Genomic DNA, 24,060 nt, shown 5'->3' with positions numbered 1-24,060 from the left:
CTGCGTGCGGTAAGTGCTTTGAATTTACTGGCTTTACTGCAAATACTGATTCACGATCTGGCGGATCTTCTGCTCTTCCTCCGCAGAGAAGCGCACCGCATAGCGGCTGTCGCCGACCTCATAGCCGAGCAGCGCCACGGCTTTTTTCACCGCCGCCGGGGAAAAACCAATGCTGTAGAGATCGGTACGCAGGCCGGTGACGTTCTCCTGAGCGGCGCGCGACCCGGCGATGTCGCCGGCATGGAAGCGCGCCCAGATGGCGTTAATCTCTTTCGGCGCCACGTTAGCCAGCCCGGAAATACAGGCGGAACAGCCATCGACGAAGCCCTGATGAATCAGTGAATCCGGCCCGTTCAGCACGTTGAAATGCGCAATACCTGCCGCTGCCTGCAGAAAGCCGCTCAGGCTTTCGTAGCTGCCGGCGCTGTCTTTGATGCCAATGATGTTGGGATGCGCTGCCAGCGTGCGCACGGTTTCCGGCAGCAGCGTATTACCGGTGCGCGCCGGAATGTTGTAGAGAAACAGCGGGACGTCGAGGGCGTCGGCCACGGCACGGTAGTGATCAATCAGCTCTTCCTGTTTGAGCGGCACAAAGTAAGGGGTGATCACCGAGACGGCATCCACGCCCAGCTTTGCCACCTGCCTGCCCAGCCGGATAGTCTCACGCGTCGAGATCTCGCCAATGTGCGCCACCACCGATGCAGTGCCGTTTACTTCGTCGACGCAGGTCTCGGTCACCGCCAGCTTCTCCTGCTCGTTCAGCACGAAAAATTCCCCGTTGGTGCCGCCGCAGAAAATACCGTTACCGGCGCTCAGCTGACGCTGAATCTGTTCACGCTGCGCGGCAGGATTGTAGGCTCCGTCGCGATCAAAAGTGGTGACGATGGCGGTCAGTACGCCCTGAATGGTGTTGCTCATGATTTCCCCGCTCATGCTGAGTGATTTAACGCCGGAAACAGCGTCAGGTAGACGTTGCGCACATCGTCGGCGCTGACTTTCATCGGTACATTCTTCATCAGGCGCTGCACGTCCAGCGCGGCTTCGACCAGATACGGCAGATGATCCGGCCCGATGCCCAGCGCTTCCAGGCTGGCCGGCAGTTTAAGGCGCTGCACCAGCGCGGCGAAATAGGCCACCAGCGCGTGCGATTTGGCCTCTTCATCCAGTGCGCTATCGGCATCCGGCAGCAGATCGTAGGCCTGCGCGAACTTGCTCACCGCCGCCGGACGCACAAACTGCATGCACGGCGCCAGCAGAATGGCGTTGGCCACGCCGTGCGGCAGATGATACTTGCCGCCCAGCGGATACGACATGGCGTGCACTAGGTGCGTCCCGGCATGGGCGATCGCCGCTCCGCCGTAGTAGGACGCCCACAACATATTCAGCCGTGCTTCCAGGTTGTCCGGTTCGGCAAGGGTCTTTTCGAGGCTGGCGAACAGCTTTTTCATGCCGATCAGCGCATAGTTATCACTCACCGGATTGGCCACGGTGGCGGTGAAGCACTCAATCAGGTGGCACAGCGCATCAATCCCGGTCGACGAGGCGATGTGCGCCGGCATGCTGGTGGTCAGTTCCGGAATCAGCGCCACGTAGTCCGGCAGCATCACCGGCGAAATAATACCGACCTTGGTCTCTTTCTCCGGAATGGCAAGGATGGCGTTGGGCGTGGCTTCCGAGCCGGTGCCGGCCGTGGTCGGGATCAGTAAAGAAGCGGTACGCGTGTGCGGCTTCTCACCGGCCAGCAGCGCCGTCAGGGTTGGCGCATCGGCCACGCACAACACGGACAGCAGCTTCGCCACATCCAGCACGCTGCCGCCGCCAATGCCTATCACCAGATCGACGTCGCCGTGCGGCAGCGCCGCAACAATCGCCGCCACATCATGCTGGCTCGGCTCGGGCGGCACCGTATCAATCAGGCTCAGGCTGGCGATCTGCTGCTGCAGCCGGGCGATAAGCGCCTGCACCGCCGGAATACCCAGAATGTTTTTATCCGTGACCAGCAACGCCTTCTGCTTATCCTGCAGTAAATAGCTGAGATCGTTCAGAGCCTGATAGCCACTGATCACGGTGCTGTTGATATTCATGTCATGCCCTTATAACGGTTTTGCACATTATGATTAGGTTTGCTCAATGCTGTGCGGGGTGTATCCCTTTCTGAGGCTAAATTTATAGGCGATATCGATTTCAATTAATTTGATCTTGCTCACATATAATCAATCATGATTGAATATAATCAAATGCAGCACGGCAAGGGGCCGTGACAGGAGAGAGAATGACTTCATCGCCATGGAAAACGCCCGTTCTGGTGATTGCCGACGATTTTACCGGCGCCAATGACGCAGGCAGCGGCTTCGCGCTGGCCGGCGCACGCGTCCACGTGCTGTTCAATAACCTGACACCCCCGGAGGCCGGCGCAGCGGATGTGCTGGTGATCAGCACCGATAGCCGTGCGGTGAGCGCAGCGGAAGCCGCCAGCCGTACGCATGCCGCCATACAGCCGCATCAGCAGATAGCGCAACACGGCTGGCTGTTTAAGAAAATTGACTCAACGCTGCGCGGCAATCCAGGCGCTGAGGTGGCGGCCGCGCTGCAGGTCAGCGCGAAACGGCTGGCGCTGGTGGTGCCGGCGGTGCCTAAGCTGGGCCGCATCACGCGCGGCGGGGAAGTGTGGATCCATCAACAGCGCCTGATCGACACCGAATTTGCCAGCGACCCTAAAACCCCGGTGACCAGCAGTAACGTGCTGACGCGGCTGCAGATGCAATGCGACCTGCCGGGCGAGCAGATCGATCTTGCCACGGTACGCAGCGGCACGCTGGCCGCACGGCTGGCGACAAGTCAGGGCCTGCTGGTACTGGACGCGGAACACCAGGCGGATATCGACGCCATTATCGCGGCTGCCGCGACGCTGCCGGAACGTCCGCTGCTGGTCGGCGCGTCCGGGTTAAGCGATGCGCTGGCTGCGCATCTTGCTGCGCGGCCCTCTCGCCCGGTGCTGGCGATAGTCGGTTCGATGAGCGCCATGGCGCAGCAGCAAATCGCCCGGCTCGCCAGCCAGCGTGACATCCGCTTGATTGATATTGATATTTGCCAGCTGTTTGCCACACCGGCATGGCCGCAGGCGGCGGCCTGGCAGCAGGCGATGGTCCAGGCGCTGCGCGAGGGCGTGCACTGTGTGGTGCGCACTACGCAACAGGCTGAGCAGCGCCACGCGATTGCGCAGCTGTGTCAGCAGCAGCAGATTACGCGCCAGCAGCTCGGCGAGCGCATCTGCCAGTTTCTGGCGCAGCTGACGCGCGCCGTCTGCGCACACATTCAGCCTGCCGGCCTGTTTCTTTCCGGGGGTGACGTGGCCATCGCAGTGGCGCAGGTATTCGGGGCCAGCGGCTTTCAGATTCAGGGCCTGGTAGCGGGCTGTGTGCCGCACGGGGTTCTGCTTAACAGTGAATTACACCTGCCGGTGATGACCAAAGCGGGTGGCTTTGGTGATGAAAACACCCTGGCAGAAGCCATTCGTTTTATTGAGGAGAAGTCGAGTGAATAACACTATTGCGGTGACCATGGGCGATCCGGCGGGCATCAGCCCGGAAATCATCATTAAAGCGCTGGCGGAAGGGGAGCTGGCGGGCATTCCGGCGGTGGTGGTCGGCTGTGCCGCGACGCTGCGTCGGGTGCTGGCGCTGAACATTACGCCGCAGGCCGAGCTGCGCGTGCTGGACAGCGTGCAGGATGCGCATTTCGCACCGGGCATCATTAACGTCATCGATGAGCCGCTGGCCGATCCTGACGCGCTGCAGCCGGGCAAGGTACAGAAGCAGGCCGGCGATCTGGCCTGGCGCTGCGTGAAGCGCGCCACCGAACTGGCGCTGGCGGGCGACGTGCAGGCGATTGCCACCGCCCCGCTGAACAAAGAGGCGCTGCACGCGGCGGGCCACCTTTATCCCGGTCACACTGAACTGCTGGCACAGCTGACCCAAACCAAAAATTACGCCATGGTGCTGTATACCGACCATCTGAAAGTGATCCACGTGACCACGCACATCGCGCTGCGTAAGTTCCTCGACACATTAAACGGCGAACGTATTCAGACGGTGATCGACATGGCTGACAGCTTCCTGCGCCGCGTGGGCTATGACCAACCGCGCATCGCAGTCGCCGGGGTCAATCCGCACGCGGGCGAGAATGGCCTGTTTGGTGATGAAGAGATCACCACGGTGACGCCAGCGATCCAGGCAATGAAGCAGCAGGGCATTGATGTCCATGGCCCGTGCCCGCCGGATACGGTGTTTTTACAGTGCCAGCAGGGGCAGTACGATATGGTGGTGGCGATGTACCACGATCAGGGACATATCCCGTTGAAACTGCTTGGCTTTTACGATGGCGTCAACATCACGGCGGGACTGCCGTTTATCCGCACTTCCGCCGACCACGGCACGGCATTTGATATCGCCTGGACAGGTAAAGCGAACTCTGCGAGCATGGCGATCTCGATTAAACTCGCGATGCAGCTTGCATAGGGAAATATGAAGGGACAAAGCCGTCTCGACCAGATTATGGACTATCTCAAAAGTCATAATCTGGTCACTGTTGAACAGCTGGTGAGCGCCATTTCTGCTTCGCCAGCCACCATTCGCCGCGATCTGATTAAGCTGGACAAGGAAGGGGTGATTAGCCGCAGCCACGGCGGTGTCACGCTGAACCGCTTTATCCCGACGCAGCCGACCACGCTGGAGAAGATGCAGCGTAACCTGGCGGAGAAGCAGGCCATCGCGCAGTTCGCCGCCAGCTATGTGCAGTCCGGCGATGCGGTGGTGCTGGATGCCGGCACCACCATGCTGGAACTGGCACGACAGCTGACCCATTTGCAGCTGCGGGTGATTACCGCCGATCTGCACATTGCGCTGTTTTTGTCGGAGTTTAAACAGATTGAGACCACCATCATCGGCGGCCGCATCGACGACTCCAGCCAGTCGTGCATTGGTGAGCACGGCCGGCGCCTGCTGCGCAGCATCAATCCGGACATTGCGTTTGTCAGCTGTAACTCATGGAGTATTGAGCGCGGTATTACCACGCCGACGGAAGACAAAGCCGGGCTGAAGATGGATCTGCTGGCCAACGCGCGCCGGCGCATTCTGCTGGCCGACAGCAGTAAATATGGCTCATGGTCGCTGTACTGCGCGGCACCGATTGATAGCCTGACCGATGTGGTGACCGATTCCCGCCTTGATGAAGCGGTATGCCGTGATTTGCGCGAGCGCGGCATTGGCCTGCAGCTGACCGCGTAAATGTGCCGCCCGCATCAGCGGGTGAATGACGTGCGCTGCGCTACCGCGGCGCAGCCTTCACCCACTGCTGGCGCTGAGTTACAACAACTTCAATCCCGTCGCCGGGATATTGCGCCCGTAATAAATCTCACGCATCTCCTTCCACAACAGATTGGTAATGCGCTTGTGCTCCTGCGGGCTCAGCTCTTCAGGTTTGGTGTTGAACAGGTAATACTTCAGATCAAATTCCTTCAGCAACATCTTGGTATGAAAGATGTTTTCCTGATAAACGTTAACGTCCACCATGTCGTACATCGCTTTCATATCCTCGGACATGAAGTTCTGAATGGAATTGATCTCATGGTCGATGAAATGCTTCACGCCATTGACGTCGCGGGTGAAGCCGCGCACGCGGTAATCCACGGTTACGATATCCGACTCCAGCTGGTGGATGAGATAATTCAGCGCCTTCAGGGGCGAAATCACGCCGCAGGTCGAGACTTCAATGTCGGCGCGGAAGGTACATAAACCGCCTTCCGGGTGACTCTCCGGATAGGTGTGCACGCAGATGTGACTCTTGTCGAGGTGCGCCACCACCGAATTGGGCAGCGGGCCGGGATGCTCGGAATTATCGATATCCTGCGGATTGATCGGCTCTTCGCTGACCAGAATCGTCACGCTGGCACCCTGCGGCTCATAATCCTGGCGCGCGATATTCAGCACGTTAGCACCGATGATTGAGCAGGTCTCGGTGAGGATTTCCGTCAGGCGGTTGGCGTTATATTGCTCATCAATATAGGCGATATAGCCATCACGTTCGGCTTCGCTATTGGCATAGCAAATGTCGTAGATACAAAAACTCAGGCTTTTGGTCAGATTATTGAAGCCATGTAGTTTTAGCTTTTGCAATTGGGTTCACCTCCTGAGGTCAGCTGAGCGCGTTTAAAAGGTATTGCGGCAGGGCAAAGCTGCCGATGTGCAGCTCTGGCGTGTAGTAACGGCAGGGCAGTCCGGCTGCGGCAAAACGTGACTGCAGCGTCGTAAGGTCCGGCTGGCGCAGCGCCGGATCGTCGCTCGCCCAGGCGAAGGTCATGATGCCGCCGTAGTAAGTCGGAATCGCCGCCTGGTAAAAGCTGACGTCAGCGAAATAGTGGCTGAGTTTGCGGTGGCTGTTGACCGCTTCATCCTGCTGCAGGAAGCAGACGCCGTTCTGCGCGACAAACACGCCACCGTGATTGAGCGCCTGTTTGCAGCCGGCATAAAACGCCGAGGTGAACAGACTCTCGCCGGGACCGATTGGATCGGTACAGTCGGAGATGATCACATCAAACCGTTCCTGCGTCTGGCTGACGAAGTTAACGCCATCGTCGATCACCAGCTGCAGACGCGGATCGTCAAAGGCGCCGGCGCTGTGATTAGGCAGATAGGTTTGGCAGAAATTCACCACGCCGGCATCAATTTCCACCATGGTGATGTGCTCAACGCGCTGATGCCGGGCGACCTCGCGCAGCATCGCGCCGTCACCGCCGCCGATAATCAATACGCGCCGGGCATTGCCGTGCGCCAGAATCGGCACGTGCGTCATCATTTCGTGATAGATAAACTCATCGCGCTCGGTGGTTTGCACCACGCCGTCCAGCGCCATCACGCGGCCAAACGCGGCGTTCTCAAAGATCACCAGATCCTGATGCGCGGTTTTATCGTGGTATAGCAGATTGTCTACGCTGAAATATTGGCCAAAGCCGCTATGCAGCGTCTCATGCCAGGTCTCTTTGTCGGCCATGCCGGAGCGCTCCTTATGCTGTTAACGCGCAATAATGCCAGAAAAAAGCATAACGAATTATGACCGTGCTTGCACGGTCAGGGCGTTAACAGCAGCGCAGGGCGGAGGATTATTTCACGTAGGCAAGCAGGCTGAGGGAATCGCGCGCCAGCGACTTACACTTTTTGTCGTTGGTGATGGCGATACCGCTCAAATCTTTGTAGCTCTCTTCACCGAGGGATTTCATGTTGTAAGCGCTGTAATTGCTCAGATCCCAGCGGTTTTGCTGGGCAAAAAACACCAGTGCTTTACGAATCTGCGCGTCGGGCAGATCCTGATAGCCGCAATCATTTTTCAGATAGACAAACACGGCGGTGAGGTCAGCCAGATCTTCTGCTTCGGATTCGCTCAGGGCAAAACTGGTGGAGGAGAAGCCAAGGAGTCCCGCCAGCAGCAGGATCTTGATGCTTTTCGTCATAATCGTTCTCAACAAGGGACAATTTAATGACGTTAGCACAGTTATTGCCGGGATTCCGCTAAATTTGGCTAAATGGGCCACTGGCGCGTTTTTTATCCCGGCGGGCGCTTTCATCGCTTGACCCTCCCGCAGGGGAAAGGTTTACGCTGTGCCCCTATTCACGATAAGGATATGAATATGCAACGTCGTCATTTTCTCAAGCTGACCGCCGCCCTCAGTGCAGCCGGCGCGCTGCCCTTGTGGAGCCGCTCGCTGATGGCCGCTACGCGCCCGCTGTTGCCCATCCCGTCGCTGCTGGAGCCCGATGCACACGGCCAGTACACGCTGACCGCCATGACCGGCAGCAGCCAGTGGAACGGCAAATCCGTCCCAACCTGGGGTTACAACGGTAGCCTGCTCGGCCCGGCGCTGCGCCTGCAGCGTGAGAAAAGCGTCACCGTCAATATTCATAATCGCCTGCCGGAAGCCACCACGCTGCACTGGCACGGGCTGGAAATTCCCGGCGCGGTGGATGGCGGTCCGCAGGCGCTGATTGCGCCCGGCGCCACGCGTCAGGTGAGTTTTACCCCCGATCAACCGGCAGCGACCTGCTGGTTCCATCCGCATCAGCACGGCAAGACCGGCTATCAGGTGGCGCAGGGGCTGGCAGGGCTGGTACTGCTGGAAGATGAGGCGTCCGGCAAGCTGCGGCTGCCGATGCAGTGGGGCGAAGATGATGTGCCGCTGATTTTCCAGGATAAGCAGCTCACTCAGGACGGCACGCGTATCGATTATCAGCTGGATATCATGCGCGCCGCCGTGGGCTGGTTTGGCGATTTGATGCTGACCAACGGCGTGCCGTATCCGCAGCACGCGGTGCCGCGTGGCTGGCTGCGGCTGCGCCTGCTCAACGGCTGCAATGCGCGCTCACTGCACATCGCCGCCAGCGATAAACGTCCGCTGTACGTGGTGGCGAGCGACGGTGGCCTGCTGGCTGAACCGGTGAAGGTGGAGAGTCTGCCGCTGCTGCCGGGCGAGCGCTTTGAAGTGCTGGTGGATACCTCAGACGGCAAAACCTTCGATATCGTAACGCTGCCGGTCACGCAGATGGGCATGACGCTGGCGCCGTTCGATCAGCCGCTGCCGCTGGTGCAGATTCTGCCGCTGCGCGTAATGGCCAGCGGTACGCTGCCGGACCAGCTGGTGGATGTGCCGCCGCTGCCGGCAACGGAAGGGCTGCAGAGCCGCTGGCTACAGCTGATGATGGATCCGCAGCTGGATCAGCAGGGCATGCAGGCGTTACAGCAGCGCTACGGTGCCAAAGCGATGGGCAGCCAGCACGGCGCGGGCAAAGCGATGGATCACGGCAGCATGAACATGGACCATGGCGCGATGGAGCATGGCAACATGGAGCACGGCGATATGGCGATGGATCAGGGCAACCCTGCCAGCAGCGCCGCATATGATTTCCACAACGGCAACAAAATCAACGGCCAGGCCTTTAACATGGAAAAGCCCATGTTTGCCGTGCCGCTGGGCAAGTATGAAAAATGGACCATCTCCGGCGAAGGCGACGCCATGCTGCATCCGTTCCACATTCACGGCACGCAGTTCCGCATTCTGTCAGAGAACGGCAAGCCGCCTGCGGCGCATCGTGCCGGCTGGAAAGATATGGTCAGCGTCAACGGCTGGCGCAGTGAAGTGCTGGTGCGCTTCAACTACGTCGCCGATACTGAAAATGCCTATATGGCGCACTGCCATCTGCTGGAGCATGAAGATACCGGCATGATGCTGGGCTTTACGGTGAGCTGACGGCCGCTTCCAGCGCCAGGCGGATATCCTCAATCAAATCATCGGCATGTTCGATGCCGATCGACAGGCGCACCGTCGCGTCGGTGATGCCGATGCGCTCCCGCACCTCCTGCGGCACGCCGGAATGGGTGGTGCTGGCGGGATGGCTGGCGAGCGACTCGGTGCCGCCGAGGCTCACCGCCAGTTTGAACAGCGCCAGCGCGTTGAGAAAGCGGAATGCCGCAGCCTGGCCGCCCTCGATATCAAAGGAGAAGGTGGAACCGGCGCCGCTGCACTGGCGCTGCCAGGTTTCTCCTGCCGGACTGCTGGCGTCGAGATAGGGCAACCAGTGCAGTTTCGCCACCTGCGCGTGATCGCGTAAAAATGCCGCGACCTTTTCCGCATTGCTGGCGGCTTTCTCCATGCGCAGCGACAGCGTTTCCAGCGAGCGGCCAATCATCCAGCTGGAGTGCGGATCGAGCTGGGTGCCAATCGCGCTGCGCAGCGAACGCACCTTGTTAATTAACACCCGGCTGCCCAGCGCGGCGCCGGCAATCAAATCGGAATGACCGCCGACATATTTGGTCAGCGAGTAGAGGGAGATATCCGCGCCGTGCTGCAGCGGACGCTGAAACAGCGGGCCGAGCAGGGTGTTGTCGCAGGCGAGAATCGGCCGGGAGCCCTGCTGCTGGGTGATGACCTCCGCCACCTGACGCATCAGTTGGATATCTACCAGACTGTTGGTGGGGTTGGCCGGCGTTTCAATCAGAATCATCGCGACGCGCCCGCGCTGCCACGCCAGCTTCGCGGCTTCATACACTTTATCTTCGTCGGTGCCGTCGCTGAATCCCACCGCTTTGATCTCCAGATCGTGCAGCGTTTTGCTCAGCAGCGTTTCGGTGCCGCCGTACAGCGGCTGCGAGTGCAGGATCACTTCGCCGGGACGGGCAAAGGTCAGCAGCGTGGTGGCGATGGCCGACATACCGGAAGAGAACAGCGCGGCGCTTTCGGCACCTTCGTAGATCGCCAGCCGGTCTTCGACGATCTCGCTGTTAGGGTGGTTGAAGCGGGAATAGACCAGCCCGCCGCTTTTGCCCGCCGGCGGCTGCTGGCGGCCGGCAACGAAATCAAAAAATTCTTTACCCTCTTCGGCGCTGTTAAACACAAAGGTGGATGTAAGAAATACCGGTGGCTTCACCGCACCTTCTGACAGGCGCGGATCGTAACCGTAATTAAGCATCTGGGTTTCCGGATGCAGTTCGCGCGTGCCGATGTGCGTTTTTTTACTCGATGAAGCGGCCATAGGGATCTCCAGAGAGAGCGGGCAGGATGCTTACAGTTAACGCCAGCGCAATAAATTTCGCCACGGTAACGTTTGCGTTCTGTGCGCGGCGTTAGCCTGTGCGTCGACTATGATAGAATGCGCGGCTTTCTGAAAACCTTCTTAGGCGAATGCAATGAAACACACCGTCGACGTGATGATCTCTGAGCAGGAGATCGCAACCCGTATTGCCGAACTGGGCAAGCAGATCAGCGAGCACTACCGCAACAGCGGCAGCGAAATGGTGCTGGTCGGCCTGCTGCGCGGCTCCTTCATGTTTATGGCTGACCTGTGCCGCGCCATTGATGTCGCGCACGAAGTCGACTTCATGACCGCCTCCAGCTACGGCAGCGGCATGTCCTCTACGCGCGACGTGAAAATCCTTAAAGATCTCGATGAAGACATTCGCGGCAAAGACGTGCTGATCGTCGAAGACATCATCGACTCCGGTAACACCCTAAGCAAAGTGCGTGAAATTCTGCAGCTGCGTGAGCCAAAATCGCTGGCGATCTGCACGCTGCTGGATAAGCCGGAGCGTCGCGAAGTTGAGGTGCCGGTCGAGTTTGTCGGCTTTACCATTCCGGATGAGTTCGTGGTCGGCTTCGGTATCGACTACGCACAGCGCTACCGTCATTTGCCGTATATCGGCAAAGTTACGCTGCTGGACGAATAACCGCACAATCTTCCAAGGCTGATTCCCTCCGCCTGCGATAAGATGCGCAGCCCGTAACTCAATGACTTACGGGCTCGGCACGCGTTTTCCTGCGGCACGCAGAGTGGTAGAGTGTGGTGGGTTATCACTCTGCGCAATTCCTTTGATTTCACAACCGTTATCGCTGAATAACCCCGCACGCTCGACGCGAGCGCACTATCATTTCATATGGCTATGATGTCACTACAACAGGGTACGGACTCGCAATGACTTATGCACTGGAACTTTCCGGGCTGACCAAGACCTATCCCGGCGGCGTACAGGCGCTGAAAGGCCTCGATCTCAACGTGGAAGCAGGCGACTTTTATGCCTTACTGGGCCCTAACGGTGCCGGTAAGTCCACCACCATTGGCATTATCAGCTCGCTGGTGAACAAATCCAGCGGCAGCGTGCGCGTGTTTGGCTACGACCTGCAGAAAGATGTGGTCAACGCCAAGCGGCAGCTTGGGCTGGTGCCACAGGAATTCAACTTTAACCCGTTTGAAACCGTAATGCAGATTGTGGTTAACCAGGCCGGTTATTACGGCGTGGAACGCGCCGAAGCGAACAAGCGCGCGGAAAAATACCTCAATCAGCTCGACCTGTGGGGCAAGCGTAACGAACGGGCGCGCATGTTGTCTGGCGGCATGAAGCGCCGGCTGATGATAGCCCGGGCGCTGATGCATGAACCGAAACTGCTGATTCTTGATGAGCCGACGGCTGGCGTGGATATCGAACTGCGCCGCTCAATGTGGGTGTTCCTGAAAGAGCTGAACGCCAAAGGCACCACCATCATCCTGACCACCCACTATCTGGAAGAGGCGGAAATGCTGTGCCGTAACATCGGCATCATCCAGAGCGGCGAGCTGGTGGAGAACACCTCAATGAAAGGGCTGCTGTCCAAGCTGCAGTCGGAAACCTTTATCCTCGACCTGGCGCCGCGCAGCCCGCTGCCGCAGCTGGAGGGCTTCCAGTATCGTCTGGTTGATACCTCAACGCTGGAAGTGGAAGTGATGCGTGAACAGGGGCTGAATAGCGTATTCAGCCAGCTGAGCGCGCAGGGCGTGCAGGTGCTCAGCATGCGCAATAAAGCGAATCGTCTGGAAGAGCTGTTCGTCAGCCTGACGCAGGGAAAAACAGGAGTAACCGCATGACGCATCTGTACTGGGTGGCGCTCAAGAGTATCTGGAGCAAAGAGATCAACCGTTTTGCCCGCATCTGGATTCAGACGCTGGTGCCGCCGGTGATCACCATGACGCTGTACTTCATTATCTTTGGCAATCTGATCGGCTCACGCATCGGCGATATGCACGGCTTCAGCTACATGCAGTTTATCGTGCCGGGCCTGATTATGATGGCGGTAATCACCAACGCTTACGCCAACGTCGCCTCGTCATTCTTCAGCGCCAAGTTCCAGCGCAACATTGAAGAGCTGCTGGTGGCGCCGGTGCCGACGCACATCATTATCGCCGGTTATGTCGGCGGCGGCGTAGCGCGCGGCGTGTGCGTGGGCGTGCTGGTGACGGCGGTGTCGCTGTTTTTCGTGCCGTTCCACGTATTCTCGTGGCCGATGGTGGCGATCACGCTGCTGCTGACGGCGATTCTGTTCTCGCTGGCGGGCCTGCTGAATGCGGTGTTTGCGCGCACCTTTGACGATATCAGCCTGATCCCGACCTTCGTGCTGACGCCGTTAACTTACCTCGGTGGCGTATTCTACTCGCTGGCGCTGCTGCCGCCGTTCTGGCAGGCGGTGTCGAAGCTCAATCCGGTGGTGTACATGATCAGCGGGTTCCGCTATGGCTTCCTTGGCATCAACGATGTTCCGCTGGTGTTGACGCTGTCAGTGCTGGTGGCGTTTATCGTGGTGTTTTACGTGCTGGTGTATGCGCTGATTCAGCGCGGACGCGGCTTGCGCACCTGAGGCGCAGCTCCGAATAAGAAGCCGCTGCCGGCGTCGTCCGGCGGCGGCTTTTTTTTACCCACTCTTCGCAATTCCAGACGCGTCTTGTGCTTTCAGCCCGTGGCTTTCCCCATAGTGGCCGCTGACCAAAAAAGCAGCGGGGAAGCGAAGAGTGAATCGGGTATCATGGATTGATAATTTACGCGGCATGAGCATTCTGGCGGTGATTTTTTTGCACTGCATGATTGCAGTGAACCAGCAGGCCGGGCACTTCACTGCCTTTAACGAGCTGGTGAATCAGCTGCTGGCGCCGGTGCGTATGGGGCTGATGTGCTTTGTCTCCGGACTGTTCGTCGCCAGCGGTTTACGCCACGGGCAGGCGCGCTATCTGCGAAACAAAGTCAGCAGCATTCTCTATCCGTTTGCCGTCTGGGCGCTGATCTACGGCGGGCTGAAGTGGACCTTCAGCGCGATGGCCAATCACCCACAGTCGCCGCTGGCCATCGCGCTCGGCCATCTGAGCGGCGGCGATATCACCTGGTTTCTGCACTCGCTGTTTCTGTTCTTTGTGCTGATTATCCCGGCGCGCCGCCTGCCCGCGGCGCTGGTGCTGACATTGTGCGTTGCCGGTGCGGTGCTGCTGCCGCCGGTGCCGCCTGACTCGCTGTTTGCCAGTTTCGACAACCTGCATCTGAACAAGTCGCTGGTGCTGTTTGCCTTCTTCTACAGCGCCGACTGGCTGGTGCGCCAGGATATTGATATTGCCGCGTTCGCGCAGCGTCGTACGCCGCTGCTGCTGTCGCTGATCGCCTTTATGCTGCTCGCGGCGTTCAGCCTGTGGGGCGGGCTGCGTCAGCATTCGCCGTGGCTGCTGCCGCTGGCGCTGCCCTCAATCCCGCTGTTCGTTGCGCTGGCCTGCCGTATCAATCTGCGGGCGGTTAACTACGTTGGCCGCCATTCGATTGTGTTTTATCTGTCGCACTATCTGGCGATTCAGGTGTGCAGTAAATTGCTGCGCCACGACGGCCACTCTGCGTGGCTGGCTGACCTGCATTTTGTGCTGGCGTTCAGCGTCGCGCTGGCGTTGCCAACGGCGCTGTGCGTACTGCGGGCAAAAGGATGGTTTGACTGGTTGTTTACGCTGAAGCGCAAAGGGCAGCCGCAGCTGGCGGGCGTATAAGGGAAAGGCGCGCTGTCCGTACAGCGCGCGGGATGATCAGGCGACCTGCACCGGCAGCGCTTTGGCGATACGTTTCATCTCGTTATCGCCGTCGAAATAGGCCACTTTCGGCTGCCAGCTGCGTGCCACTTCATCTTCCACCTGCACGTAGGAGCAGATGATCAGCAGATCGCCCTGACAGGCACAGCGCGCGGCGGCACCGTTGACCGAAATGATTTTCGAGCCACGCTCGGCGGCAATGGCATAGGTAGAGAAGCGCTGGCCGTTGGTGACGTTATAGATGTCGATGGCTTCGTATTGCAGAATGCCGGAGGCATCAAGAAAATCCTGATCGATGGCGCAGGAGCCTTCATAATGCAAATCCGCCTGCGTCACTTTTACGCGGTGCAGTTTGCCTTGTAATACGGTACGAATCATAGCGTGATACCTTTGTTATACCCGTGCGCGGCCGGTTTCTACCGCGCAGTCTGTAGCGGGTACATGCTGCCCATAAACGACGGCGTTAAACCGTCAGATCCACTTGCTGATTATCAATCAAACGCGCATTGCCAAGCCAGGCGGCCATCAGAATCACTGCGCGCTGACTGTCGACCGTCAGCGGCTGCAGCGTATCGGCATCGCAGATGGCCAGGCCGTCCGGGCGCAGGCCCTGATCGCGCAGCGTCTGTTCGGCGTGTTCAATAATCTCATCCACGTGCCGCTCGCCGTTGCTGAGGCGCTGCGCCATGCTGTTCATCACCTGGCTGAGCACCGGCGCCAGCTTGCGTTCATCGGCAGTAAGATAGCCGTTACGTGAGCTGAGCGCGAGACCGTCTTTGGCGCGCACCGTCGGCACGCCAACGATGTCAATGTCAAAGCCCATGTCCGCCACCATCTTGCGGATGATCGCCAGCTGCTGAAAATCCTTCTCGCCAAAACAGGCGATATCCGGCTGCACCAGATTAAACAGCTTGCTGACGATGGTGGCCACGCCGCGGAAATGACCGGGACGGCTGGCACCTTCCAGCAGCGAAGAGAGACCCGGGACTTCAACAAACGTCTGGCTGTCGAGACCCTGCGGATAGACATCGGCCGGCGCCGGGGCAAAGACCAGGTCGACGCTGTGGCGATTGAGTTTTTCACAATCGTCCTGCAGCGTGCGCGGATAACGCGCCAGGTCGTCGGCGCGATCAAACTGCATCGGGTTAACGAAGATCGATACCACCACGATATCTGCGCGCTGGCGTGCTTCATCCACCAGCGTCAGATGCCCCTCATGCAGGTTACCCATAGTGGGCACCAGCGCGATGCGTTTACCTGCCTGGCGCCAGCGTCGAATCTCACGGCGCAGCAGCGGCAGCGTTTCAATGATCAGCACTGCAAATCTCCTGATTTACTGGAAACTGTGTTCGGCAGCAGGGTAGGTGCCTGCCTCAACGTCGGCCATATACTGGCGAATTGCCGCACGAATGTCGCCGGTTTCCGCAAGGAAATTTTTGGCAAATTTTGGAATGTGGCCGCCGGTAATACCAAACGCGTCGTGCATCACCAGAATCTGGCCGTCGGTGACGTTACCGGCACCGATGCCAATCACCGGTACCGACAACGCTTTTGTGACGCGCTCAGCCAGCGCGACCGGCACGCACTCCAGCACCAGCAGCTGCATACCGGCCGCTTCCAGCGCCAGCGCATCCTCCAGCAGGCGCTCGGCTGCCGCTTCATCGCGCCCCTGCACCTTGTAGCCACCGAAGATATTAACCGACTGCGGCGTCAATCCCAGATGACCACACACCGGCACGGCGCGCTCGGTCAGCATGCGCACGGTCTCTGCCAGCCAGGCGCCGCCTTCCAGTTTTACCAGGTTGGCACCGGCGCGCATCAGCTGCGCGGCACTGTCAAAGGTTTGCTGCGGCGTGGCGTAACTCATAAACGGCAGGTCGGCCATCACCAGCGCGTTGGGCGCACCGCGCCGCACCGCGGCGGTGTGATAAGCAATATCGTCGACCGTCACCGGCAGCGTGGAATCATGGCCCTGAACGGTCATGCCGAGCGAATCGCCAATCAGCAGCAGCGGAATGCCCTGGTCGGCAAACAGGCGCGCGAAGCTGAAGTCGTAGGCGGTCAGCGTGGCGAACTTGCGGCCGCTGGCTTTCAGCTGGCGTAAGTGAGAGAGGGTGGTGGGTTTCATCGCAATCTCCAGCATTTTCTGATGCGCGCAGTGTACTGGATTGATTGCAAAGGCGATACGACGGGCGTGCGATTCTGCCGCGTCAGGCAGACCACAAGCGGATGCTGCTGCGGTCCAGCGTCGCCAGAATGCCGGCCAGCGGCTGACCGTTCGGCAGGCGCAGCGCTGGCGCAATCTCCAGCAGCGGCACCAGCATGAAGGCGCGGTTGTGCATATCGTAGTGCGGCACCGTCAGGCGCGGCGTGTGGATCACTGCATTGCCGAACAGCATAATATCGAGGTCCAGCGTGCGCGGTCCCCAGCGTTCGGCTTTGCGCACCCGGCCATGCTCCAGCTCAATGCGCTGGGTGTGATCGAGCAGCGTTTCCGCGGCCAGTGTGGTCTCCAGCGCCACCACGGCGTTAAGGTAATCCGGCTGATCCGGCGGGCCGTACGGTGGCGTGCGATAAAACGCGGAGGTGGCTACGCGGTGGGTATCGGGAATGGCATCCAGCGCGGCCAGCGCTGCATCAACCTGATGCAGCGGATCGGCGAGATTACTGCCTAAGGCGAGATAGACCCGCGTCATGATGCGCTGTGGTTGCTGTCGCGGCGCGGGCCAGCTGGACGACGGCGCGGACGGCGCGGTTTACGGCGCGGGGCCGGATCGTCACCCAGGGTGTTGAGCATGGTTTTCTGCTGTGTCGGCACCGCTGACTGGAACTCGCCCCACCACTGGCTGAGGCGCAGCAGCTCGGCGTTGTTCTCGACTTCTGCGCGCAGCGCCAGCAGGTCGTAGGCAGCGCGGAATTTAGGATGCTCCATCAGCTTCCAAGCGCGCTTACCGTGACGGCGCGACATGCGCAGCTGCAACTGCCAGATATCGCGAATCAGCGTGGTGATACGTTTCGGAATCGCCAGCGCACGGCAGGCTTCATCCAGCGTTTCGTTCATGGACAGCGCAAAGGCGTCGAAATAGGTCAGGCCGCTCTCCTGCGCAATCTGCTCGGCTGACTCCAGCTGCGGATACCAGAACATCGCCGCAAACAGAAACGCCGGATTCACGCGCATGTCGTTGTGCAGGCGGGTATCGGTGTTTTTCAGCACCTGGGCCAGCATGCGCTCCATCGGGCTGTCGCCCTGTTCGGTAAAGTTGCGCGCCAGCGTCGGGAACAGTGGCTGGAACAGCTGGTATTCGCGCATCATCAGATAGGTGCGATAACCGTAACCGGCCTGCAGCAGCTTCAGCGACTCCTCAAACAGGCGCGCCGGCGGAATGTCATTCAGCAGCGTGGCAAGGCGGGGAATCGGCTCGGCGGTTTCCGCCGCAATGCTCATATCCAGCTTGGCGGCGAAGCGCACCACGCGCAGCATACGCACCGGATCTTCGCGGTAGCGCGTTTCCGGATCGCCAATCATGCGGATGATGCCTTCCTGCAGATCCTGCAGGCCACCGACGTAATCGCGCACGGTGAAATCAGCCACGCTGTAATAGAGGCTGTTGATGGTTAAATCGCGGCGCTGCGCATCATCTTCGATGTTGCCAAAAATGTTGTCGCGCAGCAGCATGCCGTTCTGACCGCGCTGCGAACCGTTGCGATCGTCGATGCTCTCTTCCTGATGGTGGCCGCGGAACGTAGCGACTTCGATCACTTCCGGACCGAACATCACATGCGCCAGACGGAAGCGACGCCCGACCAGGCGACAGTTGCGGAATAGCTTACGCATCTGCTCCGGCGTGGCGTTGGTGGTCACGTCAAAGTCCTTCGGCTTTTTACCCAGCAGCAAATCGCGCACGCCGCCGCCAACCAGATAGGCTTCGTATCCGGCTTTGTTCAGGCGATACAGCACTTTGAGAGCGTTTTCGCTGATATCTTTGCGTGAGATATTGTGGCTTTCCCGGGGGATAACGGTCATCAGACTTACGGTTTCCACCTCTTCAGGGGCCTCCTCATCACGCTTGAGGACTCTCCGGCAAAAATTAGCGACTCGGGTAAAAATGGGACACCTCGACAGTGAGAAAATGGGTGTGAATAAAATCAGCGGCTAATCATAGCCTGTTGCGAACCATTTAGGAATGGCGTTGTCGCCTCATCCGGTTGTTGCGCATCATGCCGCGGAATCGATGCGCTATCCCAGTGTGTAACGGCATGGTCCAGCAGCGCCTCCAGCCCATGGTCCTGCCAGCCTGGCAAAACCCACTGCCCCAGGAAGCTCAGCGCCTGCACCAGCACCGGTCGCGGATCGCCGTCCGGTAAGGCTGGCGCGTGGTTCTGCTTCGACAATTTATTACCGTCCGGGTTAATTGCCAGCGGCAGATGCAGATAAGCCGGCACCGGCCAGCCAAACTGCTGATACAGCGCAATCTGACGCACCGTTGGCTCAATCAAATCCGCACCGCGCACAATCTCCGTCACGCCCTGAAAATGGTCATCGACCACCACCGCAAGGTTATAGGCGAACAGCCCATCACGACGGTGAATAATAAAGTCTTCCTGCGCCAGACGCGGCTCCGCCTGCAGATGGCCGCGCAGGCGATCGTCAAAACCGTACACCGGCACATGCTGACGCAGCCGCAGCGCGGCGCCGGCCGGCGGCAGATGTAAATCGCGGCAGTGACCGTCGTAAAAGCCGCCCAGCTGCTGAATGCGGCTGCGCGGGCAGGTACAGAAGTAGCTTTGACGATGTTCGCGCAGCCAGCTAAGCGCCGCGCGATAGGCCTCGTGGCGCTGCGACTGCCACAGCACGTCGCCGTCCCAGTGCAGCCCATAATGGGTCAGCTGACGCAGGATGCGCGTTGCGGCACCGGCGACTTCACGCGGCGGATCAATATCTTCAATGCGCACCAGCCAGCGGCCCTGCTGCGCGCGCGCGCTCAGGTAGCTGCCTAATGCGGCTATCAGCGAACCGAAATGAAGATCACCGGAAGGAGAGGGGGCGAAACGCCCGATGCAGGGAAGCGTGGCGGGCATCATGCTGTGGTACACCGCACGGCGGGAAAACAGTGGTTTTCCCGGCTGTGCGGCGACAGTCTGTTAACGGCCATTAGCCTGCCATCTGCTTCTCGCGGATTTCTGCCAGCGTTTTGCAGTCAATGCAGAGATCGGCGGTCGGACGCGCTTCGAGACGGCGGATACCAATTTCGACCCCACAGGATTCGCAGTAGCCAAAGTCGTCGTCTTCCACTTTCTTGAGCGTTTTCTCAATCTTTTTAATGAGTTTGCGCTCACGATCGCGGTTACGCAGCTCCAGGCTGAACTCCTCTTCCTGGGCGGCACGGTCAACCGGATCCGGGAAGTTGGCAGCTTCGTCCTGCATATGCGACACAGTACGGTCTACTTCATCCCTGAGTTGGTTGCGCCAGGCTTCCAGAATCTTGCGGAAATGGCTCAGCTGGGCGTCATTCATATACTCTTCGCCCGGTTTCTCCTGATACGGCTCCACCCCAGCGATGGCGAGGATACTCAGGGACGATGTTTTACGGTTTTGCCCTTCTTGCATGTTGTTTCTCCTGGATAACACGCACTACCCGTTCTGTTTCAGATTGCGAAAGCCTTTGCCTGCAACCCGACGCATGCGGGGCATATCGATTCCCATCAGGGAAAAAAACAGGCCGCTATAAATAGCAGAAGCAATCAAGGTTGGCAATTATTCATGAACGCACCTTGACAAGCCTGTGAGGAACAGCGTATTTAGCGCACCGCTCAGAACATTCTTATCACAGCAAATAACGTTAAATATTACAACTGTGCGTTAATCGTTACCGTTAACGGCCGGGTAAGTAACATTTCTGCCGGTGAAATCTGAGCCTGATACGCCAACACTTCCACACCGCAGCGCTGCGCCTGTACCAGTAGTTCTGCGTATTGCGCATCGATATGGTGCGCCGGGGAAACGTCCTCAATCCCCGTGTGCAGAACAGCAAACAACAAAACGGCCCGGTGGCCTTCTGCCGCGATAGTGCTTAATTCGCGCAGATGTTTCTGTCCACGAGCCGTCACCGCATCCGGAAAATAGCCTTTACCATTTTGTAAAAGGGTGACGGACTTGACTTCAATATAGCAGTTGGCTTTGCCCTCCGCTTGCAACAGGAAGTCAATTCGGCTTTTTTCCGTGCCGTATTTCACCTCAGCCTGGCAGTGGCTATAAGCGGATAATTCCGGAATTGCGTCGCGCAGCAGCGCCTCGCGCACCAGTTGGTTGGCGCGCAGAGTATTGACGCAAATCCAGTGACCCTGCGCGGTTTGCGTTATTTCCCAGCTGTGCGGATATTTGCGCGTCGCGCTGGCCGAGGTGGAGTACCACACGGTGTCGCCTGGCGTGGCGCAGCCGGTCATCGCGCCGGTATTGGCGCAGTGCAGGGTAAAGGTGTCACCTTCCGGCGTAATGACATCGGCTAAAAAACGTTTATAGCGGGTGATTAAGCGGGCTGATTGTAACGGCGGATCGAACTGCATTTATGCTCCTGCGGCAGATAACAGTGGCCAGCGCGCCAGCCGGCGATAGCGCGTGCGTCCCTGCGTGAAGCTGGACGCAAACAGCGCAAAATGGCTCACCTCAACGCGCCAGTGAAAACCGCGCGGCGGCAGCGCCACGGCCTGCGCAGCGTGGCGCAGCAGGGTAATGTGGGGATGGAACGGCTGCGTACTCTGCGCACAACCATGGCGCGCGGCCTGGGCGCGCAGCAGGTTGGCCAGCTGCAGTAAACCGCGCGGCGCGCGCTGGCAGCCAAGCCACACCACGCCGGGACGCGGCCAGTGACCGGCGTCATCGAGATCCAGCGTAAAGCCCGGCTGGCGGATGCGTGCCGCCAGCTGCTGCAGCTGGCCCGCCGTTTCCGTGCTGACCTCACCAAGAAACGCCAGCGTCAGGTGCAGATTCGCCGCCGCCACCGGTTTACCCGCGTCTGCGGCGAAGCAATCGGCCCGCCATTGCACCAGCTGTTGCTGGAGGGCATCAGGCAATTCGAGGGCAAAAAACAGTCGTTGCGTGGCCATGCTGAACTCCGGTAATTGGCGCCGGGTGGTGTACAATGCGCGCCATCTTAGCACAGGCAGAGTGGGAGTTGAGTGTGAGTGAGTTACCGGTAAGCGAGGTGCTGCCTGCATTGCTGGCCGCGCTGGCGCAGTCGCCACAGGTGCTGCTGGCGGCCCCGACCGGCGCCGGGAAATCCACCTGGCTGCCGCTACAGCTGCTGCAACAGGCGCAGCTGCCGGGGCAAATCATCATGCTGGAGCCGCGCCGGCTGGCGGCACGCAACGTGGCACAGCGGCTGGCGGAACAGCTGGGCGAACAGCCGGGCGGGACGGTAGGTTATCGGCTGCGCGGGGAAAACTGCAGCAGCGCAGCGACGCGTCTGCTGGTGGTCACCGAAGGCATTCTGACGCGTATGCTGCAGCGCGATCCGCTGCTGGAGGGCGTATCGCTGGTGATCCTCGACGAATTCCATGAGCGCAGCTTGCAGGCTGACCTGGCGCTGGCGCTGCTGCTTGATGTGCAGCAGGGATTGCGCGACGACCTGAAAATTCTGCTGATGTCGGCAACGCTGGATAATCAGCAGCTACGCACGCTGCTGCCCGACGCGCCGTTTATTGCGTCACAGGGGCGCAGCTTTCCGGTGATTCGACGTTACGCCTCGCTCAATCCGCAGCAGCGGTTTGAAGAGGCAGTGGCGCGCGAGGTGGCACAGTTGCTGCGGGATGAGCCCGGTTCGCTGCTGCTGTTTCTGCCCGGCGTGGCGGAGATTGAACGGGTGAAGCGTGAACTGGCGTCGCGCGTCAGTGATGAGGTGGATTTATCTCCTTTATATGGTGCGCTGTCGCTGGAGGCACAGCGGCGAGCCATCCTGCCGGCCGCGCCGGGCCGGCGTAAAGTGGTGCTCGCCACCAATATCGCCGAGACCAGCCTGACGATTGAAGGCATTCGCCTGGTGGTGGACAGCGCGCTGGAGCGCGCGGCGCAGTTTGACGTGCGCAGCGGCGTGACGCGTTTGCTGACCCAGCGCATCAGCCAGGCATCAATGACGCAGCGCGCTGGCCGCGCCGGTCGCCTGGCGCCGGGGATCTGTCTGCATCTGCTGCCGCAGGAGCAGGCGCTGCGTGCGGCGGCACAGAGTGAGCCGGAGATACTCACCAGCGATCTGGCCTCGCTGCAGCTGGATTTACTGCAGTGGGGCTGTCAGGACGCGGCTCAGCTGCAATGGCTGGATAGTCCACCGGCGCGCAGCCTGCAGGCGGCACGTCAACAGCTGCAGCGGCTCGGCGCGCTGGATAGCGAAGGGCGGCTCAGCGCGCGCGGCCGTAAAATGGCGCAGCTCGGCAGCGATCCGCGTCTCACGGCGATGCTGTGCGCCGCCGGCGATGATGTGCACGCCATCGCCAGCGCGGCGCTGCTGGTGGCGATTCTGGAGGATCCGCCGCGCAGCGGCAGTGTCGATCTGCGTGATGCGCTCAACCAGCCACAGCCGCAGTGGCTGCGGCGCGCGCGGCACTGGCAGCAGCGCCTGAATGCAGGTCAGGGGCGCGTTGACGCCGATCGCTTCCCGGCGCTGCTGGCCGCCGGATTTGCTGACCGGCTGGCGCAGCGTCGCGGTCACAGCGCGCGCTATCAGCTCGCCAATGGTATCGGCGCAATGCTGGATGAGCACGACGGCCTGAGCCGCTATGAGTGGCTGATTGCACCGAGCCTGCTGCAGGGGGCCAGCAGCGCCGATGCGCGCATGCTGCTGGCGCTGCCGGTAGAGATGGATGCGCTGCGCCAGCAGTGCCCGCAACTGGTGGAGCAGCGCACCGATGTGGACTGGGATGACGACAAAGGCACGCTGCGCGCGTGGAAGCGGGAAGCGATTGGCGCGCTGATCCTGCGGGCCCAGCCGCAGGCGCGGCCCGAGCCGGAGATCCTGCATGCGGCGATGCTGCGCTGGATCCGCGAAAAAGGGCTGGCGGTGCTCGGCTGGACGCCAGAGGCAGAGCAGTTGCGTGTGCGCCTGCAGTGCGCCGCGCAGTGGCTGCCGGAAGAGGCGTGGCCGACGCTGGATGATGACACGCTGCTGGCCTCGCTGGAGCACTGGCTGCTGCCGGAGATGGGCGCAGTACGCGATTTGAAAGGGCTGCAGAGCGTTAATCTTGTCAGCGCTTTATTACATTTGCTGACATGGTCACAGCGGCAGCGGCTGGATACTGTGCTGCCAACTCATTACACTGTGCCGACCGGAAGTCGCCTGCCGATTCGCTACGACGCGGAAAAGCCGCCCGCGCTGGCGGTGCGTATGCAGGAGATGTTTGGCGAGGCGCAGAACCCGGCGGTTGCCGATGGGCGCGTTCCGCTGGTGCTGGAGCTGCTTTCGCCGGCGCACCGTCCGCTGCAGATCACCCGTGACCTCGCGGCGTTCTGGCGCGGTGCGTATCCTGAAGTGCAGAAAGAGATGAAAGGGCGCTATCCCAAACATCCGTGGCCGGACGATCCGGCCAGCGCCTTGCCGACGAGGCGTACCAAAAAATATTCCTCGTAGCCCGCAGTGGATCGAATTCAGAGGGTTCTGCCATGCGC

Annotated in this window: 24 protein-coding genes; 9 read left to right on the top strand and 15 right to left on the bottom strand. The window is 60.0% G+C overall.

Annotated features, from left to right (window positions below; genetic code table 11):
• Positions 1-33 precede the first annotated feature (33 nt).
• Together AC6I8F_RS15625 and AC6I8F_RS15620 are read right to left on the bottom strand one after the other, a co-directional pair.
• Positions 34-918 carry a dihydrodipicolinate synthase family protein gene (locus AC6I8F_RS15625; RefSeq protein ID WP_494259891.1) on the bottom strand — a complete coding sequence of 295 codons (885 nt, stop codon included), beginning with the start codon at positions 916-918 and terminating at the stop codon, positions 34-36.
• An 11-nt stretch (positions 919-929) separates the two neighbouring features.
• Positions 930-2,084 (bottom strand): iron-containing alcohol dehydrogenase, encoded by a 1,155-nt coding sequence (locus AC6I8F_RS15620; RefSeq protein ID WP_058774814.1) that lies wholly within the window; start codon positions 2,082-2,084, stop codon positions 930-932.
• A gap of 188 nt (positions 2,085-2,272) precedes the next feature.
• On the opposite strand from AC6I8F_RS15620, the gene dtnK reads away from it, so the two are divergent.
• Genes dtnK through AC6I8F_RS15605 form a run of 3 tightly spaced genes read left to right on the top strand, consistent with a single transcriptional unit; the run spans position 2,273 to position 5,285 of the window.
• Positions 2,273-3,544 (top strand): D-threonate kinase, encoded by a 1,272-nt coding sequence (gene dtnK / locus AC6I8F_RS15615; RefSeq protein ID WP_498028206.1) that lies wholly within the window; start codon positions 2,273-2,275, stop codon positions 3,542-3,544.
• The gene (locus tag AC6I8F_RS15610) at positions 3,537-4,517 is read left to right on the top strand and encodes a D-threonate 4-phosphate dehydrogenase (RefSeq protein WP_498028205.1); all 981 of its coding nucleotides are present in this window, start codon (positions 3,537-3,539) and stop codon (positions 4,515-4,517) included. The genes dtnK and AC6I8F_RS15610 overlap by 8 nt, the downstream gene beginning before the upstream one ends.
• 6 nt (positions 4,518-4,523) lie before the next feature.
• Positions 4,524-5,285, top strand: coding sequence for a DeoR/GlpR family DNA-binding transcription regulator (locus AC6I8F_RS15605; RefSeq protein ID WP_022547144.1), 762 nt, complete (start codon positions 4,524-4,526; stop codon positions 5,283-5,285).
• Between the two features lie 78 nt (positions 5,286-5,363).
• Here the strand turns inward: AC6I8F_RS15605 and speD are convergent, their stop codons facing one another.
• The 3 genes from speD to AC6I8F_RS15590 all read right to left on the bottom strand — a co-directional run bounded on the left by speD (position 5,364) and on the right by AC6I8F_RS15590 (position 7,504).
• A complete protein-coding gene (speD, locus tag AC6I8F_RS15600) occupies positions 5,364-6,173 on the bottom strand; it encodes an adenosylmethionine decarboxylase (protein ID WP_058770602.1) in 810 nt (269 codons plus the stop codon).
• A gap of 19 nt (positions 6,174-6,192) precedes the next feature.
• Complete coding sequence (gene speE / locus AC6I8F_RS15595; RefSeq protein ID WP_498028204.1) at positions 6,193-7,047, bottom strand: polyamine aminopropyltransferase; 855 nt, start codon at positions 7,045-7,047, stop codon at positions 6,193-6,195.
• A gap of 109 nt (positions 7,048-7,156) precedes the next feature.
• Complete coding sequence (locus AC6I8F_RS15590; protein ID WP_021507525.1) at positions 7,157-7,504, bottom strand: YacC family pilotin-like protein; 348 nt, start codon at positions 7,502-7,504, stop codon at positions 7,157-7,159.
• Between the two features lie 177 nt (positions 7,505-7,681).
• Here AC6I8F_RS15590 and cueO point away from each other — a divergent pair, with 177 nt between their 5' ends.
• Complete coding sequence (gene cueO, locus AC6I8F_RS15585; RefSeq protein WP_498028203.1) at positions 7,682-9,295, top strand: multicopper oxidase CueO; 1,614 nt, start codon at positions 7,682-7,684, stop codon at positions 9,293-9,295.
• Here the strand turns inward: cueO and AC6I8F_RS15580 are convergent.
• On the bottom strand, positions 9,282-10,577 hold the full coding sequence (locus AC6I8F_RS15580) for a cystathionine gamma-synthase family protein (RefSeq protein WP_498028202.1): 1,296 nt from the start codon (positions 10,575-10,577) through the stop codon (positions 9,282-9,284). The genes cueO and AC6I8F_RS15580 overlap by 14 nt on opposite strands.
• A gap of 154 nt (positions 10,578-10,731) precedes the next feature.
• On the opposite strand from AC6I8F_RS15580, the gene hpt reads away from it, so the two are divergent.
• The 4 genes from hpt (at position 10,732) to AC6I8F_RS15560 (ending at position 14,366) form a co-directional block, all read left to right on the top strand.
• Positions 10,732-11,268 carry a hypoxanthine phosphoribosyltransferase gene (gene hpt, locus AC6I8F_RS15575; RefSeq protein ID WP_021507522.1) on the top strand — a complete coding sequence of 179 codons (537 nt, stop codon included), beginning with the start codon at positions 10,732-10,734 and terminating at the stop codon, positions 11,266-11,268.
• A 245-nt stretch (positions 11,269-11,513) separates the two neighbouring features.
• Positions 11,514-12,440 carry an ABC transporter ATP-binding protein gene (locus AC6I8F_RS15570; protein ID WP_021507521.1) on the top strand — a complete coding sequence of 309 codons (927 nt, stop codon included), beginning with the start codon at positions 11,514-11,516 and terminating at the stop codon, positions 12,438-12,440.
• Complete coding sequence (locus AC6I8F_RS15565; protein ID WP_021507520.1) at positions 12,437-13,207, top strand: ABC transporter permease; 771 nt, start codon at positions 12,437-12,439, stop codon at positions 13,205-13,207. The genes AC6I8F_RS15570 and AC6I8F_RS15565 overlap by 4 nt, the downstream gene beginning before the upstream one ends.
• Before the next feature lie 151 nt (positions 13,208-13,358).
• The gene (locus AC6I8F_RS15560) at positions 13,359-14,366 is read left to right on the top strand and encodes an acyltransferase family protein (RefSeq protein WP_058780458.1); all 1,008 of its coding nucleotides are present in this window, start codon (positions 13,359-13,361) and stop codon (positions 14,364-14,366) included.
• A gap of 36 nt (positions 14,367-14,402) precedes the next feature.
• On the opposite strand, the gene panD is transcribed toward AC6I8F_RS15560, so the two are convergent.
• The 9 genes from panD to thpR all read right to left on the bottom strand — a co-directional run bounded on the left by panD (position 14,403) and on the right by thpR (position 21,509).
• Positions 14,403-14,783, bottom strand: coding sequence for an aspartate 1-decarboxylase (gene panD, locus AC6I8F_RS15555; protein ID WP_021507518.1), 381 nt, complete (start codon positions 14,781-14,783; stop codon positions 14,403-14,405).
• 85 nt (positions 14,784-14,868) lie between these two features.
• Entirely contained in the window at positions 14,869-15,723 is an 855-nt protein-coding gene (gene panC, locus AC6I8F_RS15550) for a pantoate--beta-alanine ligase (protein WP_021507517.1), read from the bottom strand.
• A gap of 15 nt (positions 15,724-15,738) precedes the next feature.
• Positions 15,739-16,533, bottom strand: a complete 795-nt coding sequence (gene panB, locus AC6I8F_RS15545) for a 3-methyl-2-oxobutanoate hydroxymethyltransferase (RefSeq protein WP_498028201.1) — start codon at positions 16,531-16,533, stop codon at positions 15,739-15,741.
• Between the two features lie 82 nt (positions 16,534-16,615).
• Positions 16,616-17,101, bottom strand: coding sequence for a 2-amino-4-hydroxy-6-hydroxymethyldihydropteridine diphosphokinase (gene folK, locus AC6I8F_RS15540; RefSeq protein WP_021507515.1), 486 nt, complete (start codon positions 17,099-17,101; stop codon positions 16,616-16,618).
• Complete coding sequence (gene pcnB, locus AC6I8F_RS15535; protein WP_206543568.1) at positions 17,098-18,513, bottom strand: polynucleotide adenylyltransferase PcnB; 1,416 nt, start codon at positions 18,511-18,513, stop codon at positions 17,098-17,100. The genes folK and pcnB overlap by 4 nt, the downstream gene beginning before the upstream one ends.
• A 38-nt stretch (positions 18,514-18,551) precedes the next feature.
• Positions 18,552-19,487: a tRNA glutamyl-Q(34) synthetase GluQRS gene (gluQRS, locus tag AC6I8F_RS15530; protein ID WP_498028200.1), complete on the bottom strand. Its 936-nt coding sequence runs from the start codon at positions 19,485-19,487 to the stop codon at positions 18,552-18,554.
• 70 nt (positions 19,488-19,557) lie between these two features.
• The gene (gene dksA / locus AC6I8F_RS15525) at positions 19,558-20,013 is read right to left on the bottom strand and encodes an RNA polymerase-binding protein DksA (protein ID WP_021507512.1); all 456 of its coding nucleotides are present in this window, start codon (positions 20,011-20,013) and stop codon (positions 19,558-19,560) included.
• A 239-nt stretch (positions 20,014-20,252) separates the two neighbouring features.
• Positions 20,253-20,969 carry a DNA/RNA nuclease SfsA gene (gene sfsA / locus AC6I8F_RS15520; protein WP_021507511.1) on the bottom strand — a complete coding sequence of 239 codons (717 nt, stop codon included), beginning with the start codon at positions 20,967-20,969 and terminating at the stop codon, positions 20,253-20,255.
• Positions 20,970-21,509, bottom strand: a complete 540-nt coding sequence (thpR, locus tag AC6I8F_RS15515; RefSeq protein WP_058780461.1) for an RNA 2',3'-cyclic phosphodiesterase — start codon at positions 21,507-21,509, stop codon at positions 20,970-20,972.
• A 35-nt stretch (positions 21,510-21,544) separates the two neighbouring features.
• Here thpR and hrpB point away from each other — a divergent pair, with 35 nt between their 5' ends.
• Complete coding sequence (gene hrpB / locus AC6I8F_RS15510) at positions 21,545-24,022, top strand: ATP-dependent helicase HrpB (RefSeq protein WP_498028199.1); 2,478 nt, start codon at positions 21,545-21,547, stop codon at positions 24,020-24,022.
• The last annotated feature ends 38 nt before the right edge of the window (positions 24,023-24,060 follow it).

The sequence above is a fragment of the gamma proteobacterium symbiont of Axiagastus rosmarus genome, assembly GCF_059730925.1.
Note: the sequence above shows the minus strand (reverse complement) of the source record. Positions and strands in the feature narration are given on the sequence as shown.